Origin of the sequence: Pantoea sp. MHSD4 (assembly GCF_021043305.1) — a bacterium.
In the GTDB taxonomy this organism is placed as follows: Bacteria; Pseudomonadota; Gammaproteobacteria; order Enterobacterales; family Enterobacteriaceae; genus Pantoea; species Pantoea eucalypti.
In genome coordinates, this window is record NZ_JAJNDH010000002.1 from 295,153 (window position 1) to 310,842 (window position 15,690).

At 53.1% G+C, this 15,690-nt stretch carries 15 protein-coding genes; 9 read left to right on the top strand and 6 right to left on the bottom strand.

Going from position 1 to position 15,690, the window contains the following annotated elements:
* Positions 1-47 precede the first annotated feature (47 nt).
* Positions 48-848: a glucosamine-6-phosphate deaminase gene (gene nagB / locus LQK91_RS08225; RefSeq protein ID WP_003852796.1), complete on the bottom strand. Its 801-nt coding sequence runs from the start codon at positions 846-848 to the stop codon at positions 48-50.
* 326 nt (positions 849-1,174) lie between these two features.
* Between nagB and nagE the strand changes: the two genes are divergently transcribed.
* The 3 genes from nagE to LQK91_RS08240 all read left to right on the top strand — a co-directional run bounded on the left by nagE (position 1,175) and on the right by LQK91_RS08240 (position 5,652).
* On the top strand, positions 1,175-3,202 hold the full coding sequence (gene nagE / locus LQK91_RS08230; protein WP_105099412.1) for an N-acetylglucosamine-specific PTS transporter subunit IIBC: 2,028 nt from the start codon (positions 1,175-1,177) through the stop codon (positions 3,200-3,202).
* 152 nt (positions 3,203-3,354) lie between these two features.
* A complete protein-coding gene (gene glnS / locus LQK91_RS08235) occupies positions 3,355-5,022 on the top strand; it encodes a glutamine--tRNA ligase (protein ID WP_105099411.1) in 1,668 nt (555 codons plus the stop codon).
* Between the two features lie 234 nt (positions 5,023-5,256).
* Positions 5,257-5,652: a hypothetical protein gene (locus LQK91_RS08240; protein ID WP_003852803.1), complete on the top strand. Its 396-nt coding sequence runs from the start codon at positions 5,257-5,259 to the stop codon at positions 5,650-5,652.
* A 64-nt stretch (positions 5,653-5,716) separates the two neighbouring features.
* Here the strand turns inward: LQK91_RS08240 and fur are convergent, their stop codons facing one another.
* The 4 genes from fur to ybfF form a co-directional block, all read right to left on the bottom strand.
* Entirely contained in the window at positions 5,717-6,160 is a 444-nt protein-coding gene (fur, locus tag LQK91_RS08245) for a ferric iron uptake transcriptional regulator (protein WP_003852805.1), read from the bottom strand.
* Positions 6,161-6,508: 348 nt separating this feature from the next.
* Positions 6,509-7,039: a flavodoxin FldA gene (fldA, locus tag LQK91_RS08250; protein WP_003852808.1), complete on the bottom strand. Its 531-nt coding sequence runs from the start codon at positions 7,037-7,039 to the stop codon at positions 6,509-6,511.
* 132 nt (positions 7,040-7,171) lie between these two features.
* Positions 7,172-7,447 (bottom strand): LexA regulated protein, encoded by a 276-nt coding sequence (gene ybfE / locus LQK91_RS08255; protein WP_003852811.1) that lies wholly within the window; start codon positions 7,445-7,447, stop codon positions 7,172-7,174.
* A 168-nt stretch (positions 7,448-7,615) separates the two neighbouring features.
* On the bottom strand, positions 7,616-8,380 hold the full coding sequence (gene ybfF / locus LQK91_RS08260; RefSeq protein WP_105099410.1) for an esterase: 765 nt from the start codon (positions 8,378-8,380) through the stop codon (positions 7,616-7,618).
* Between the two features lie 250 nt (positions 8,381-8,630).
* Here ybfF and seqA point away from each other — a divergent pair, with 250 nt between their 5' ends.
* Both seqA and pgm read left to right on the top strand, forming a co-directional pair.
* Entirely contained in the window at positions 8,631-9,176 is a 546-nt protein-coding gene (gene seqA / locus LQK91_RS08265) for a replication initiation negative regulator SeqA (protein WP_008925010.1), read from the top strand.
* A gap of 27 nt (positions 9,177-9,203) precedes the next feature.
* Positions 9,204-10,844 carry a phosphoglucomutase (alpha-D-glucose-1,6-bisphosphate-dependent) gene (gene pgm, locus LQK91_RS08270; protein WP_008925011.1) on the top strand — a complete coding sequence of 547 codons (1,641 nt, stop codon included), beginning with the start codon at positions 9,204-9,206 and terminating at the stop codon, positions 10,842-10,844.
* Between the two features lie 274 nt (positions 10,845-11,118).
* Here the strand turns inward: pgm and kdpE are convergent, their stop codons facing one another.
* Positions 11,119-11,793 carry a two-component system response regulator KdpE gene (gene kdpE, locus LQK91_RS08275; RefSeq protein WP_003853190.1) on the bottom strand — a complete coding sequence of 225 codons (675 nt, stop codon included), beginning with the start codon at positions 11,791-11,793 and terminating at the stop codon, positions 11,119-11,121.
* Between the two features lie 256 nt (positions 11,794-12,049).
* Here kdpE and LQK91_RS08280 point away from each other — a divergent pair, with 256 nt between their 5' ends.
* From LQK91_RS08280 to LQK91_RS08295, 4 genes are all read left to right on the top strand, one after another.
* Positions 12,050-12,250 carry a YbfA family protein gene (locus LQK91_RS08280; protein WP_003853189.1) on the top strand — a complete coding sequence of 67 codons (201 nt, stop codon included), beginning with the start codon at positions 12,050-12,052 and terminating at the stop codon, positions 12,248-12,250.
* A gap of 154 nt (positions 12,251-12,404) precedes the next feature.
* Positions 12,405-13,361 (top strand): YbgA family protein, encoded by a 957-nt coding sequence (locus LQK91_RS08285; RefSeq protein ID WP_008925012.1) that lies wholly within the window; start codon positions 12,405-12,407, stop codon positions 13,359-13,361.
* 12 nt (positions 13,362-13,373) lie between these two features.
* A complete protein-coding gene (phrB, locus tag LQK91_RS08290; RefSeq protein ID WP_008925013.1) occupies positions 13,374-14,798 on the top strand; it encodes a deoxyribodipyrimidine photo-lyase in 1,425 nt (474 codons plus the stop codon).
* An 18-nt stretch (positions 14,799-14,816) separates the two neighbouring features.
* A complete protein-coding gene (locus LQK91_RS08295) occupies positions 14,817-15,560 on the top strand; it encodes a type 2 GTP cyclohydrolase I (protein WP_105099409.1) in 744 nt (247 codons plus the stop codon).
* Positions 15,561-15,690 lie beyond the last annotated feature (130 nt).

Sequence of the window (15,690 nt, forward strand, 5' to 3'; positions counted from 1 at the left end):
CTGGCCTGCTGTCACTCAGCGTAACAGCAGGGCACGACAATGTTCTGTTACACGCCTTTCATATTTTCCGCTTCCATTTCGCGGAAATATTTCACGGTTTTCACTTTCAGTTCCATGGTGGCGGGTTCATCACAGACCACCACCGATTTGGCATGCAGCTGCAGACAGCTGATTGTCCACATATGATTCACATTGCCTTCGACCGCCGCCTGCAGTGCCTGCGCTTTAACATGGCCGGTAACCAGAATCATCACTTCTTCTGCATCCAGCAGCGTACCGACGCCCACGGTAAGGGCATATTTAGGCACCTGATCAACATCGCCGTTAAAGAAGCGAGAGTTTGCCACGCGGGTGTCATGCGTCAGGGTTTTAATGCGGGTACGGGAGGCCAGTGAAGAAGCCGGCTCGTTAAAGGCGATATGACCGTCGTTACCGACACCGCCCATAAACAGGTGAATTTTACCCAGCGTGCGAATTTTCTCTTCGTACTGACGACATTCTGCGTCAATATCCGGCGCATTACCATTCAGCAGGTTGATATTTTCCGGTTGAATATCAACGTGATCAAAGAAATTGCGATACATGAAACTGTGATAGCTTTCCGGATGCTCTTTCGGCAGGCCAACATATTCGTCCATATTGAAGGTGACGACATGCTTAAAACTGACCTGGCCCGCTTTGTGCATATCAATCAGGTGCTTGTATGCCTCCAGGGGTGTACCGCCGGTCGGCAGACCCAGAACAAAAGGTTTATCCGCCGTCGGATTAAATGCATTGATGCGGTTAACAATATGTCGGGCGGCCCATTTGCCTACCTGGGTTGGCGTCGCTAAAGGAATCAGTCTCATGTTTCACCTCATTAGAAATGGAAAGGGGATCGCTAAACCGTTGCGTTACTCATCAGCCTGAGCAGATTTTCTATTCTCGCCACGGGCGGAGCGCAATTCAATATTTCGGATCATAAAATAAGTTTGCAGTCATTGCCAGATGTTGCCGTATGACACGATGTTTTTTAGTGATAAAAATCACATCTGGCAGGGTTTTAATTTGCGAAGCGAATTAATTTATTATTACACTTCGCTGCGTGATATGAAGTGTATTAACGATCTTTGCAGCTGACACAACAACATTAAGCAGCGCAAAGCGACAAGTCAGGCTCATAGGGGGAAGGGTTATGTTAGGTTACTTACAAAAGGTGGGGCGTGCACTGATGGTGCCGGTCGCTACCCTGCCAGCAGCAGCAATACTAATGGGGGTTGGCTACTGGATTGATCCAGACAGCTGGGGTGCAGGCAATGCGCTGGCTGCCTTACTGATCAAATCAGGTTCTGCCATCATTGAGCACATGTCAGTCCTGTTTGCGATTGGTATCGCCTATGGCATGTCAAAAGATAAAGATGGTGCGGCAGCCCTGACCGGCTTTGTCGGATTCCTGGTGGTCACCACGCTTTGCTCACCGGCCGCGGTGGCCATGATTCAGAAAATTCCTTTAGCTCAGGTACCTGCAGCGTTTGGCAAAATTGAGAATCAGTTTGTCGGTATTCTGGTCGGTATCCTGTCAGCAGAAGTCTATAACCGCTTCAGCCATGTTGAGCTGCCTAAAGCGCTCTCCTTCTTCAGCGGACGGCGGCTGGTGCCGATTCTGGTCTCGTTCCTGATGATCTTCGTCGCTTTTATCCTGATGTACATCTGGCCAGTGGTGTTTAACGGCCTGGTCAGCTTTGGTGAACACATCCAGAAGCTGGGCTCTGTCGGTGCCGGCATCTATGCCTTCTTCAACCGCCTGCTGATTCCGGTCGGTCTGCATCACGCGCTGAACTCCGTGTTCTGGTTTGACGTTGCAGGTATTAATGACATTCCTAAATTCCTTGGCGGTGCGCAGTCACTGGCTGACGGAACCGCAACCGTAGGGATTACCGGTCGTTATCAGGCGGGCTTTTTCCCGATTATGATGTTTGGTCTGCCGGGTGCAGCACTGGCTATCTACCACTGTGCGCGTCCAGAGAACCGCGTCAAAGTGGGGAGTATTATGCTGGCTGCTGCGTTTGCTGCCTTCTTTACGGGTATCACCGAACCGCTGGAATTCTCCTTTATGTTCGTGGCGCCGGTGCTCTATCTGATCCACGCCGTTCTGACCGGTCTCTCTGTCTTTATCGCTGCCAGTATGCACTGGATTGCCGGATTTGGTTTCAGCGCCGGGCTGGTGGATATGGTGCTGTCGACCCGTAATCCTCTCGCGACACACTGGTACATGCTGATTCCGCAGGGGCTGGTCTTCTTCGCTATCTACTATGTCGTGTTCCGCTTCACGATTAAAAAATTCAACCTGATGACGCCAGGCCGTGAGCTGGCGGTTGACGGTGATGAAAGTGATGGTTACGACGTCAACGTGGATAAAACCGACAATGGTGAAACGGCCACTGAATCACTGGCGCGCCGTTACATCAGTGCAGTGGGTGGTTCAGAGAACTTAACCAGCATCGATGCCTGTATCACCCGTCTGCGTCTTAATGTGAATGATTCCGCTCAGGTTAATGAAGGTGTGGCGAAGCGTCTTGGTGCGTCCGGCGTGATTCGTCTTAACAAACAGAGCGTGCAGATCATCGTGGGCACCCAGGCAGAAAGCATCGCCTCGGCCATGAAAAAAGTGCTGACCAAGGGTCCGGTTGCTGCAGCGACAGCCAGCAGCGCACCGACTGAGCCGGCTGTGGCACCGCAGGCGGTGCTGAACAGTGAGAAGCGTGTCATCGCAACCCTGCTGGCACCAGTCAGCGGTGAAGTCGTGGCACTGGATGATGTGCCGGATGAAGCCTTCGCCAGCAAAGCGGTGGGTGACGGTCTGGCGATCAAACCCAGCGACAAATGGGTCGTGGCACCGATAGCGGGTACGCTGGTTAAAATCTTCAACACCAATCACGCCTTCTGTCTGGAAACGGAGAATGGTGTAGAGATTGTGGTGCATATGGGGCTGGATACCGTAGCGCTGGAAGGCAAAGGCTTTACCCGTCTGGCAGAAGAGGGGGCCAGCGTGGTCGCCGGTCAGCCGGTGCTGGAGATGGATCTGGCGTTTCTGAACGCGAACGCCCGCTCAATGGTGAGTCCGGTCGTGGTCAGTAACAGCGATGACTTCGCAGGGCTGACATTACTGGCTCGCGGCCAGGTGGTAGCCGGTGAAACCCCGCTATACGAAGTGAAAGGCTAATCCCCGCAACAGAACCCCACAGGCAGGAAGCGATTCCTGCCTTTTTTGTTTTAAAGGCTTAACAAACGGTTGTTTCCCTCAGACGCTTTGTGGATCATACTCCGTTACTTCGTGGTACAAATCACCCGTTATTCGTATTGAGGATTTTTGAGATGAGTGAGGCTGAAGCCCGCCCAACTAACTTTATTCGTCAGATCATTGACGAAGATTTGGCGAGCGGTAAGCACAGCAGCGTGCATACCCGTTTCCCGCCAGAGCCCAATGGCTATCTGCATATTGGTCATGCGAAATCGATCTGTCTGAATTTTGGCATCGCCCAGGATTATCAGGGGCAATGCAACCTGCGTTTCGACGATACCAATCCGGTTAAAGAGGATATGGAATTTGTTGAATCCATTAAGCGTGACGTCCAGTGGCTGGGTTTTGAGTGGAGCGGTGAGGTCTGTTACTCATCAAACTATTTTGATCAGCTCTACAATTATGCCATCGAGCTGATTTCTAAAGGTCTGGCTTACGTTGATGAACTCAGTCCGGATGAGATTCGCGAATATCGCGGCACCCTGAAAGAGCCTGGCAAAAACAGCCCTTATCGCGATCGCAGCGTGGAAGAGAACCTGGCGCTGTTTGAGAAAATGCGCAACGGTGAGTTTGCCGAAGGCAGCGCCTGTCTGCGTGCCAAAATCGACATGGCCTCTAGTTTCATCGTGATGCGTGATCCGGTGCTGTACCGCATCAAGTTCGCAGAACACCACCAGACGGGTAACAAGTGGTGCATCTATCCGATGTATGACTTTACCCACTGCATCTCCGATGCGCTGGAAGGCATCACGCACTCACTGTGTACGCTGGAGTTTCAGGACAACCGCCGTCTCTATGACTGGGTGCTGGATAACATCACCATTCCGGTTCATCCGCGCCAGTACGAGTTCTCGCGTCTGAATCTGGAGTATGCGGTGATGTCGAAACGCAAACTCACTCAGCTGGTGACCGAGAAGCACGTAGAAGGCTGGGACGATCCGCGCATGCTGACCGTTTCAGGTCTGCGTCGTCGCGGTTACACCGCAGCCTCTATCCGTGAGTTCTGCCGTCGTATTGGCGTGACCAAACAGGATAACATCGTGGAGATGGCCTCGCTGGAGTCCTGTATTCGCGATGATCTTAACGAGAATGCACCACGTGCCATGGCGGTGCTCGATCCGCTAAAAGTGGTGATCGAAAACCTGCCAGCGGGTCACAGCGAAACCCTCACCATGCCCAATCATCCGGGTAAGCCGGAGATGGGCACGCGTGAAGTGCCGTTCAGCCGCGAGATCTGGATCGACCGTGCAGATTTCCGTGAAGAGGCGAACAAGCAATATAAACGTCTGGTGCTGGGCAAAGAAGTTCGCCTGCGCAACGCCTACGTGATTCGTGCTGAGCGAATTGCTAAAGATGAAGCGGGCAACATCACCTGCATCTATTGCACCAGCGATGTTGAAACGCTGAGCAAAGATCCTGCTGATGGCCGTAAGGTCAAAGGCGTGATTCACTGGGTCTCTGCCGATCACGCGCAGCCTGCTGAGTTCCGTCTGTATGACCGCCTGTTCAGCGTGCCAAACCCGGGTGCGGCTGAGGACTTCCTGGCGGTAATCAACCCTGAGTCACTGGCGATTAAACAGGGCTTTGTGGAACCGAGCCTGCGCGATGTAGAACCGACCACACCGTTCCAGTTTGAACGTGAAGGTTATTTCTGCGCCGACAGCGTTTACTCTACGCCCTCGCAGTTGGTATTCAACCGTACCGTTGGTCTTCGTGATACCTGGACGAAAGCCGGCGAATAACGTGTTGAGGCTGACCTCATAAAATGACAAAAGGGCGATTTATCGCCCTTTTTTATTGTCCCTATTTCGACCATTACCGACGTTTGTTCTGAACTAACTGCAATCCATTAAATGCCATACTGTGAGAGAAATCTGAGTTTAAAAAAATTAATCAATTTCAGGATGTGAATTAGCAGCTTTCAGGTAGGCTATGCGCTCTCAGAGGTTGCACAGCGGGTTACAGAAGGAAAAAATATGACCGTTCTCGCCCAGGAAGCCAAACACAGTGTCGTCGTTTTACATCAGCTCATTGAACGTATTTTTAATAAGCCCGCCGGATCAGACGACAGTTTTGAGCTGCTGATGTCCTATTTTCATCCTGAATTCCGCATGGTGACCCCTAAAGGCAAAGAGTACAATCTGAACGAGGTCGAGGATCTTTTCCGGCAGTTGCAGGGGCAGCGGGAAGGGATGCGCATTGCCACCTGCGAACATGTGATCCTCTCTCATCATGATAAAGAGATCACCGTGCAGTATCGCGAAATGCAGATGATGAATGGCAATAACAATAGCCGCATCTCGCTGGCCATTCTCGATTGCAGTAGCTCTATTCCGCGCTGGCGTTATCTGCAGGAGACGCTGGTCGCCTGACTGACAGCAGACATCAGACGAAAAAAAACCGGTGAATTCACCGGTTTTTTTATTTCAGCTCGCGTTACTGGTCGTGCAGGGTTTCATTTTCCCGGCAATCGCCCAGTGTGCAGTGTCCGTAAAGATAGAGGCTGTGGTTAGTGAGCTTGATGCCGTGGCGGGTTGCGATTTCACGCTGACGCGTTTCGATAGACTCGTCGCTGAACTCAATAACCTTGCCGCAATCCAGGCAAATCAGGTGATCGTGATGATGCTGCTGCGTCAGTTCGAAGACCGATTTGCCGCCTTCGAAATTGTGGCGCGTCACAATACCCGCGTCATCGAACTGGTTAAGCACACGGTAAACGGTAGCCAGTCCAATCTCTTCGCCGATATCAATCAGGCGTTTATACAAATCTTCCGCACTGACGTGATGGCACTCAGGTTCCTGAAGCACTTCCAGAATTTTCAGTCTGGGCAGTGTCACTTTCAGGCCAGCCTTCTTTAATGCGGTGTTGTTGTCAGTCATGCGGATTTTGTCCTGTTACTAATATTCACTTTTGTGGCTTGTCGCCTTGAATGTCGATCTACACTCATTCTCATTTGCGTCTCATTATAGAACTGAAGCGATGAAATGAAAACCAGAGGGCGTGCCTGAATCATCATGGGCTGCTGGGGAGGCGTCACCGGGCCGGGGAGAATTCTGGCAGATGTCTGTTTGTACATCGCTTAGTCTTGCCGCGTGAGAAAATAAGCGGAAGATCGATGCGGGTATTCTACAGATTAAACGGAGAAAGTTAAAAAAATGTGGCTATTATTTCTATAGGAATTTCCATTACCTCAATGTGAGCTGGCGCTCACATTGAGTCAGACACCATCACGCTTCGATGATCTCTTTCAGTTGCAGTTCATCAAAAATCTGCTTAACCCACTGATCAACACGCTGGTTAGTCAGTTCAGGCTGACGATCTTCGTCGATAGCCAGACCCAGGAAGTGGGTATCATCCGCCAGACCTTTTGAGGCTTCGAAATGGTAGCCCTCAGTTGGCCAGTGTCCGACAATCACGGCACCGTGTGGCTCAATAATGTCGCGGATAGTGCCCATCGCATCACAGAAGTACTCTGCGTAATCTTCCTGATCGCCGCAGCCAAACAACGCCACCAGCTTGCCATTAAAGTCGATCTCTTCCAGCGTCGGGAAGAAGTCATCCCAGTCGCACTGTGCTTCACCGTAGTACCAGGTTGGAATACCCAGCAGCAGGATATCAAATGCTTCCAGATCTTCTTTTGTGCTTTTCGCGATGTCATGCACTTCTGCAACGTCTGAACCCAGCTGTTTCTGGATCATTTTTGCAATGTTTTCGGTATTACCGGTATCGCTGCCAAAGAAGATGCCTACGAGTGCCATGAGTAAAATAACCTCTTAAATCCTGATGATGAGATGTGTGCCGCAGCACATTTCAGCGAATAATAGCAGACGAGAGAAAACCGGTGAACGGTTAAAGCCCCGACATTTGCTCCTGCGTGCGATTTGCCCGCATCAATCCAGTTTGAGCTGCGCCAGCAGCATCTGTTCAATCAGTTCGCTGCGGCTGAGATTACGCTGTTCTGCCAGCGTATTAAGTGCATCGACGGCTTCACTGTTCATTTTCAGTTCGACACGACGAAGTCCGCGTCCTTTGTCACGTTTAAGCTGGTTGCGCTTGTTGATGCGCAGCTGTTCATCACGCGAAAGCGGACTGGTTTTGGGTCGACCGGGGCGGCGCTCATCAGCAAAGAGATCGAGCGTCGTGCGGTCAGTCTGTTCTTTTGCCATGGCTTAGTAAAACTGAATGGGGGCGGGCGCCAGACACTCACCGCGCAGATTATAAATTATTGGCCATTGCCGCAGCAAAACTGACCAGCGGCAAAATTTTAGCGCGCCATCATACTTCACGCGTACTCCCGACGCCAATCCTAAACTTTTACCGCCATCTATTTGCTTTTAAAGCGCAAAAAAACGACGAATGCTGCGCAAAACGGCATCAGGTTTCTCTGCATGAACCCAGTGCCCGGCGCCGCCAATGACATGTGCCTGAGCCGCCGGAAACTGTTGAAGTAACACGTCGCGGTAGCGGTTATCCAGATAGCTTGAGTCGCCGCCACGAATAAACAACGCGGGATGATCCCAGGCAGGAACCGGCTGCCAGCCAGAAATCGTGGTGTAGTTATCCCACAGTACCGGCACATTGAAGCGCCACTCACCCTCCTGAAATGACTTCAGCAGAAACTGGATAACCCCTTCTTCATCAATCAGCGTGCGCATAATGCGGGCTGCCTCGCTGCGGGATGAAACGCCCGCATCAGTGACGGCACGAATACCGGCAAAAATCTCATCGTGGCGGCGGGTCTGGTAGTCCACCGGTGCGATATCGATCATCACCAGTCGCTCAATGCGATCCGGCACCAGCGCGCTCATGGTCATCGCGATTTTACCGCCCATCGAGTGACCGATAACCGCGACGCGTTCGATGCCCTGTGCATCCAGCGTGTCGACCATATCCTGCGCCATTACAGCGTAGTTCATCTCGTCGGGTCGTGGCGAAAGACCGTGGTTACGGACATCAACCTGCAGCAGGGGACCGGCATCTTTCAGCCCGCGCGCCAGCACACCAAGGTTATCCAGGCTGCCAAACAGACCATGGATAAGGAGGATGGGCAGGGAATCAGGAGGGGATTGTTCAGTTTGCAGACGGGCGTTCAAAATCATAGCAAAGTTCTTAAGTTTGAGACCTGAGCTTAGGTTATCATGGTTTCACCTTTTCAGGTGCGCCGGTTCCGGTGGCATTAGGACATATTCTGACTTTTGCCCGTAAACCGTTTGATTGCTAACAACCCGCCTGAATTTAACTTTATAATCCTGATGTTAGAACCCACACACCTTTTGAATTGCCTGACTATACTCAGTGCTTTTCAGGAAACAGGTGGTTCTGTCATGAGAAAGAACCGTACGGAATAAGATGAAAACGATTGAAGTTGACGAAGAGCTCTACCGTTATATTGCCAGCCATACGCAACACATTGGTGAAAGCGCATCCGACATTCTGCGTCGTATGCTGAAATTCACGGCCGGTCAGACTGCACCTGCTTCGCCTGCTCAGCCAGCGTCAAAAGAGGCAGCGAAAGAGTCCCAGGCCTCTGTGGGTTCCCGCCCGCAGGATCGTGTTCGCGCGGTGCGTGAGCTGCTGCTTTCCGATGAATATGCGGAGCAGAAGCGGGCGGTGAATCGCTTTATGCTTATTTTGTCAACGCTCTATCGTCTTGATACCGCAGCCTTTGCTGAGGCTACTGCATCGCTGCAGGGGCGTACCCGCGTCTATTTTGCAGGCGATGAGCATACGCTGTTGCAGAATGGCACCCATACTAAGCCGAAGCATGTGCCCGGCACGCCGTACTGGGTGATCACCAACACCAATACTGGTCGTAAATGCAGCATGGTTGAACACATCATGCTCTCGATGCAGTTCCCTGCGGAACTGACCGAGAAAGTTTGCGGCACCATTTAAAAACTTAAGCGTCAGGGAGCAGCGCCAATGGCCAATCACCCACGTGCCGGGCAACCCGCCCAGCAGAGCGATTTGATTAACGTTGCACAATTAACGTCACAATATTATGTCCTGCAGCCCGATGTGGCGAACCCGGAACATGCGGTGAAATTTGGCACCTCTGGCCATCGCGGCAGTGCAGGGCGCCAGAGCTTCAACGAGATGCACATTCTGGCCATCGCTCAGGCAATTGCCGAAGAGCGTAAAAAGAACGGCATCACCGGACCTTGCTACGTCGGTAAAGATACTCATGCGCTGTCAGAACCGGCGATTCTGTCTGTTCTGGAAGTCCTGGCGGCGAACGGCGTTGATGTGATTGTTCAGCAGGATAATGGCTATACGCCAACCCCTGCGATTTCCAACGCCATTCTTGAGCACAATAAAGCGGGTGGCCCGCTGGCAGATGGTATCGTCATCACACCTTCGCACAACCCACCGGAAGATGGCGGCATTAAGTACAATCCACCTAACGGTGGACCGGCGGATACCAACGTCACTAAAGTGGTGGAAGATCGCGCTAATCAGCTGATCAAAGATGGGCTGAAAGAGGTGAAACGTCTGCCACTTGAACAGGCTATGGCGAGCGGTCACGTGGTCGAGAAAGATCTGATCCAGCCTTACGTTGAAGGTCTGGCAGAGATTATCGATTTCCCGGCAATTCAGAAAGCTGGCCTGAAGCTGGGTGTTGATCCACTGGGCGGTTCAGGTATTGCTTACTGGCAGCGTATTGCTGAGCATTACAAGCTGGATCTGACGCTGGTAAACGATGCAGTCGATCAGACCTTCCGCTTTATGCATCTGGATAAAGATGGCGTTGTGCGCATGGACTGTTCGTCCGAAAGCGCAATGGCAGGCCTGCTGGCTTACCGCGACAAGTTCGATCTGGCGTTCGGCAACGATCCCGATTATGACCGTCACGGCATCGTGACCCCGGCGGGTCTGATGAATCCAAACCACTATCTGGCGGTTGCGATCAACTATCTGTTCCAGCATCGTCCACAGTGGGGCCAGGATGTTGCCGTGGGTAAAACCCTGGTGTCCAGCGCCATGATTGACCGTGTGGTCAACGACATTGGTCGCAAGCTGGTGGAAGTGCCGGTTGGTTTCAAATGGTTTGTTGATGGTCTGTATGACGGCAGCTTCGGTTTCGGCGGTGAAGAGAGCGCTGGCGCTTCATTCCTGCGTTTCGACGGCACGCCGTGGTCAACGGACAAAGATGGCATCATCATGTGTCTGCTGGCGGCTGAAATTACAGCGGTGACCGGTAAAAATCCGCAGCAGCATTATGATGAACTGGCTGCGCGTTTTGGCGCACCAAGCTACAACCGTCTGCAGGCATCCGCCACTTCAGCGCAGAAAGCTGCACTGTCGAAGCTGTCACCAGAGATGGTGAGCGCGGATACGCTGGCGGGTGATCCTATCACCGCGCGTCTGACGGCGGCACCAGGTAACGGTGCCTCAATCGGCGGTCTGAAAGTGATGACGGAGAATGGCTGGTTTGCTGCCCGTCCTTCAGGCACCGAAGATGCCTACAAAATCTACTGTGAAAGCTTCCTGGGCGCAGAACATCGCGAGCAGATTGAGAAAGAAGCCGTAGAGATTGTCAGTGAAGTGCTGAAAAACGCCTGATAAGTCAGGATGAGAAAAGGCGCCTCTGGCGCCTTTTAGATTGCTGACAAATTCTACCCCGGTTAGTTGCGGGATCGTGCCAGCACAGGAAACAGGGTCAGATCGGAAAGACGCAAAAGCCGTCATCCATGACACGCTCGGCCCACGCCATCCATGGCGTGGGACGCTTTCCTCCTCTGACCCTGTTCCCTGTGCCTCGGGTTTATCCGTTGCGGTCAGATTCAGTATGATTTGAGTTTGTTTGCAGTCATGAAAGGCGCCTCTGGCGCCTTTTTTATGGCATAAAACGGTAGCCGATCCCGGTTTCGGTCAGCAGATGGGCAGGTTGTGTCGGATTCGCTTCCAGCTTCTGGCGCAGATGGCCCATATAGATGCGCAAATAGTGGCTGTGCTCCACGGCATTGGGTCCCCACACCTGGCTCAGCAGCTGTCGCTGTGTCAGCACCTTTCCGGCGTTATTCAGCAGAATACTCAACAGACGAAATTCTATTGGAGTGAGGTGAATCTCATTGCCGCCGCGCTGCACCCGCCGTGCGGCGAAATCGACACTGACGTCGGCAAAGTGAACTCTGGCATCAGGTTGCTGGCCACTATGACGACGCAGCGCAACCCGGACGCGCGCCAGCAGTTCGCCAATACCAAAAGGTTTGGTCAGATAGTCATCCGCGCCTGCATCCAGTGCGGCGATTTTATCCTGCTCATCGCTGCGCGCTGACAATACAATTACCGGGATGGCGCTCCACTGGCGCAGGTCACGGATAAAATCGGTGCCATCCCCATCTGGCAGGCCAAGATCGAGGATCACTAAATCGGGCTTACGGGTTGCCGCTTCAATCAGTCCGCGCTGCAGCGTATCGGCATCAAACACCTTAAGATCTTCATTTTCCAGCGCCAGCCGGACAAAGCGACGGATCTCTTTTTCATCTTCAACGATCAAAACCGTGGTCACGCAATACCTGCCTTGGATAGGGGCCGAACTACCATTTTATCAATATTACAGGCTGCCGTCCGTGAGCTTCACCTTCCGGGCGTTTAAACCCTCATGTAACCAGACGATAACTTATCTGTAACTTAATTACAGGCTGATTCTTAAACCGTGTAAATAGCGGCAAATAAGTGGTCAGATGAGTAGTAAAATTACACAACCTGGCGTAAAGTCAGACACAGATCACATTCAAACACTTTTGCTTACCGGGAGGAGAACCATGTATCAGGCTTATCCACGTTACAAAATTATCGCGCGTCGTACGCTGGTGGTTTTTCTCGGCGTGCTGGCGCTTCCTGTCATGCTGTTTCGACAGGACCGGGCACGTTTCTACAGTTACCTGCACCGTGTCTGGTGCAAGACCAGCGCAAAGCCGGTCTGGCTGGCGCAGTCTGAAGCTGGTGGCGGCGCGTTCTGGTAAGTCGTACTGCCACAAAACAGGCCTGGTCAATTGACCGGGCTTTTTTTTGCGTTTTTTCTGAGTATAAGCAGATCTGAACCGCGTTTTCCTCCTTTATTCCTGACCATTTTGCGCTACACTTAAACCTCTACAAGATTTCTGAGGTTGTACAAGTATGAGCAAAAAAATCCCCGTTGGAATCAGTGCATGCCTGCTCGGCGACCGCGTCAGATTTGATGGTGGGCACAAGCGTCTTACTTTTGCGACCGACGATCTTACCCCGTTTGTGCGTTTTGAACCGATCTGTCCGGAAATGGCGATCGGTTTGCCAACGCCGCGCCCGGCATTACGCCTGGTAAAGCAGGGCGACGATGAGCTGCATCTCTGCTTCAGCAAAGATGGTGGAGAAGAGGTCACCACGCAGATGCGTGACTGGTCTGCCGAGCGGGTAAAATCGCTGCATCATCTCTGCGGCTATATTCTGTGCGCCAAGTCCCCCAGCTGCGGCATGGAGCGTGTGCGGGTCTATGAGCCTGACAACAATAACAACCGCAAAGTGGGCACTGGTATTTTTGCTGAATTCCTGCAGCGCGAAATGCCCTGGCTGCCGCTGGAGGAAGATGGTCGTCTGCACGATCCCGCTCTGCGTGAAAACTTTATTGGTCGTATCTGCGCGCTGCACGAGTTCAATCAGATGTGGGAAAATGGCCTGACCCGTCAGGCTTTAATCGCCTTTCACAGCCGCTACAAACTGATGATGCTGGCACATTCGCAGGAGAAGTATCGCGAACTGGGACCGTTTGTCGCCTCAATGAGCCAGTGGGAGTCGCTCGACGCCTTTGCCTTCGAGTACCGCAATCGTATGATGGAACTGATGTCACGCCCCGCCTCACGTCGCAATCACACCAATGTACTGATGCATGTGCAGGGCTACTTCCGCACCCATCTGAGCTCACCGCAGCGCCAGGAGCTGGCAACCCTGATTGACCGCTATCGTCAGGGCACACAACCCTTGCTGGTGCCGATCACCATTCTTAAGCACTACATGGCCGAATACCCGCATCCGTGGCTGGCCCAGCAACGCTATTTTGATCCCTATCCCGAAGCCTTGTGCTTACGCTACGGACAGTAATTCAGGAGGAGTATGACCACCCATCTGGTCTGGTTGCGTAACGATTTACGCATCAACGACAACCTGGCGCTGCACGCCGCCTGCCGCGACAGCGATGCAAAAGTGATTGCGCTCTACCTCTCCACGCCAGAACAGTGGCAGCAGCATGACATGTCCCCAAAACAGGCGGCGTTTATTCACGCCAGTCTGCTGGAAGTCCAGAGCGCCCTGGCTGAGCGGGGCATTCCACTTCACTATCAGGCCTGTCATGCCTTCAGCGACAGTATTGATGCGCTGGCGGAATTCTGCGAAAAGCAAAAGGTCGATCAGCTTTTCTACAACTATCAGTATGAGGTCAACGAGCGCCAGCGCGATGCCCGGGCTGAAAAGCGTCTTGATGATGCGGGCGTCATTTGTCAGGGTTTTGATGACAGCCTGTTGCTGCCGCCCGGCAGCGTGCAGAGCGGCGACCGCTCGATGTATAAGGTTTTTACGCCGTTTAGCAAAGCGTTTGTCCGCCGTTTGCAACAGAGTCTGCCGGAGTGCGTGCCAGCGCCGAAACCGCGTGAAGGTTCGCCGCTGAAAGTCACCCCGATTCCTGCTTTTGACTATCCGACCAAGGCTTTTGATGAAGATCTGTTCCCGGCAGGCGAAGCAGCTGCGCTGAAGCGTTTACGTCATTTCGCCACTAAACCGGTTATCGATTACCCTGCGAAGCGTGACCTGCCGGCGCTGGATGCCACCAGCCGTCTGTCGGTTTATCTGGCGACCGGCGTGCTGTCACCCCGCCAATGCCTGCATCGTGTGTTGCATGAGCATCCCGATGCACTGGACAACAGCCGCGCATTTACCTGGCTGAACGAGCTGATCTGGCGTGAGTTCTACCGCCATCTGCTGGTTGCCTACCCGGCGCTTTGTCGGCATCAGCCGTTTATCGACTGGACGCGTAACGTTGAATGGCAGCGTAACGACGCACACTTTGACGCCTGGAAAGCGGGTAGAACGGGTTACCCGATTGTCGATGCGGCGATGCGTCAGATGAAGGCGCTGGGCTGGATGCACAATCGCTTAAGAATGATCACAGCCAGTTTTCTGGTCAAAGATCTGCTGATCGACTGGCGTGAAGGCGAACGCTATTTTATGCAGCAACTGATCGATGGCGATCTGGCCGCGAACAACGGCGGCTGGCAGTGGGCAGCATCGACGGGCACTGACGCGGCTCCCTATTTTCGCATCTTTAATCCGACGACACAGGGCGAGCGCTTCGACGAGAAGGGGGATTTTATCCGCCACTATCTGCCGGAACTGGCCGACGTCCCTGACAGCGACATTCACCAGCCCCACGTCTGGGCGGAGAAGCATCACAAGAAACTCGATTATCCGGCACCGATCGTGGATCATAAGGCCGCCCGTAAAAAGACATTAGATGCCTTTGAGCGCGCCAAAAGCGCTGCCTGAGGCCTCGAAGGAGCCTGAATGAAACATTACGAATTAGAGACGCTGATCAATCAGCACCTCGACAGCCACAGCTTCAGTGACTACGCCCCCAACGGTTTACAGGTTGAGGGACGCAGCGAGGTCAAAACGATTATCACCGGCGTGACGGCCTGTCAGGCACTGCTGGACGAGGCGGTGGCACGTCAGGCCGATGCGATTATTGTCCATCATGGCTATTTCTGGAAAAGTGAACCGGCCGCGATTAAAGGTATGAAGCGTCGTCGTCTGCGCACTCTGCTGGCTAATGATATTAATCTCTATGGCTGGCACCTGCCGCTCGACGCGCATCCTGAACTGGGCAACAACGCCCAGCTGGCAAACTTGCTGGATATTGAAATAAAGGGTGAAGTGATGCCGCTGGTGTTCTGGGGTGAGCTGGCTGAGCCGATCTCCGGTGAGCAGCTGGCACGTCGAATCGGTGACCGACTGGGACGTGAACCGCTGCATTGCGGCGATAACGCGCCCGCGCTGATTCGTCGTATCGCCTGGTGCAGCGGGGGTGGCCAGGGCTTTATCGACCAGGCCGCTGCCGCAGGCGTCGATGCTTATATCACCGGAGAAGTCTCTGAACAGACCATTCACAGCGCACGTGAGCAGGGGCTGCACTTCTTTGCTGCAGGCCATCACGCTACCGAGCGCGGCGGCGTAAAAGCGCTGGGTGAGTGGCTGGCGCAGCAACACGAGCTTGATGTGACTTTCATTGATATTCCCAATCCTGCCTGATCTCCTTCCCGGGTCCTGTGTGCCTGCGCAGGACCTAAATCTATTGACACATCCCTGTCACTTTCGCATAACTATTTGCTTTATGTAGATAAGCCATCGGCTGATTCGGGCATCCGGCACGGTCAGCCGG

What these genes read in the sequence shown, in the direction of transcription:
- nagB (WP_003852796.1), bottom strand. Translation starts at nt 848, where the DNA reads ATGAGACTGATTCCTTTAGCGACGCCAACCCAGGTAGGCAAATGGGCC.
- nagE (WP_105099412.1), top strand. Translation starts at nt 1,175, where the DNA reads ATGTTAGGTTACTTACAAAAGGTGGGGCGTGCACTGATGGTGCCGGTC.
- glnS (WP_105099411.1), top strand. Translation starts at nt 3,355, where the DNA reads ATGAGTGAGGCTGAAGCCCGCCCAACTAACTTTATTCGTCAGATCATT.
- LQK91_RS08240 (WP_003852803.1), top strand. Translation starts at nt 5,257, where the DNA reads ATGACCGTTCTCGCCCAGGAAGCCAAACACAGTGTCGTCGTTTTACAT.
- fur (WP_003852805.1), bottom strand. Translation starts at nt 6,160, where the DNA reads ATGACTGACAACAACACCGCATTAAAGAAGGCTGGCCTGAAAGTGACA.
- fldA (WP_003852808.1), bottom strand. Translation starts at nt 7,039, where the DNA reads ATGGCACTCGTAGGCATCTTCTTTGGCAGCGATACCGGTAATACCGAA.
- ybfE (WP_003852811.1), bottom strand. Translation starts at nt 7,447, where the DNA reads ATGGCAAAAGAACAGACTGACCGCACGACGCTCGATCTCTTTGCTGAT.
- ybfF (WP_105099410.1), bottom strand. Translation starts at nt 8,380, where the DNA reads ATGATTTTGAACGCCCGTCTGCAAACTGAACAATCCCCTCCTGATTCC.
- seqA (WP_008925010.1), top strand. Translation starts at nt 8,631, where the DNA reads ATGAAAACGATTGAAGTTGACGAAGAGCTCTACCGTTATATTGCCAGC.
- pgm (WP_008925011.1), top strand. Translation starts at nt 9,204, where the DNA reads ATGGCCAATCACCCACGTGCCGGGCAACCCGCCCAGCAGAGCGATTTG.
- LQK91_RS08280 (WP_003853189.1), top strand. Translation starts at nt 12,050, where the DNA reads ATGTATCAGGCTTATCCACGTTACAAAATTATCGCGCGTCGTACGCTG.
- LQK91_RS08285 (WP_008925012.1), top strand. Translation starts at nt 12,405, where the DNA reads ATGAGCAAAAAAATCCCCGTTGGAATCAGTGCATGCCTGCTCGGCGAC.
- phrB (WP_008925013.1), top strand. Translation starts at nt 13,374, where the DNA reads ATGACCACCCATCTGGTCTGGTTGCGTAACGATTTACGCATCAACGAC.
- LQK91_RS08295 (WP_105099409.1), top strand. Translation starts at nt 14,817, where the DNA reads ATGAAACATTACGAATTAGAGACGCTGATCAATCAGCACCTCGACAGC.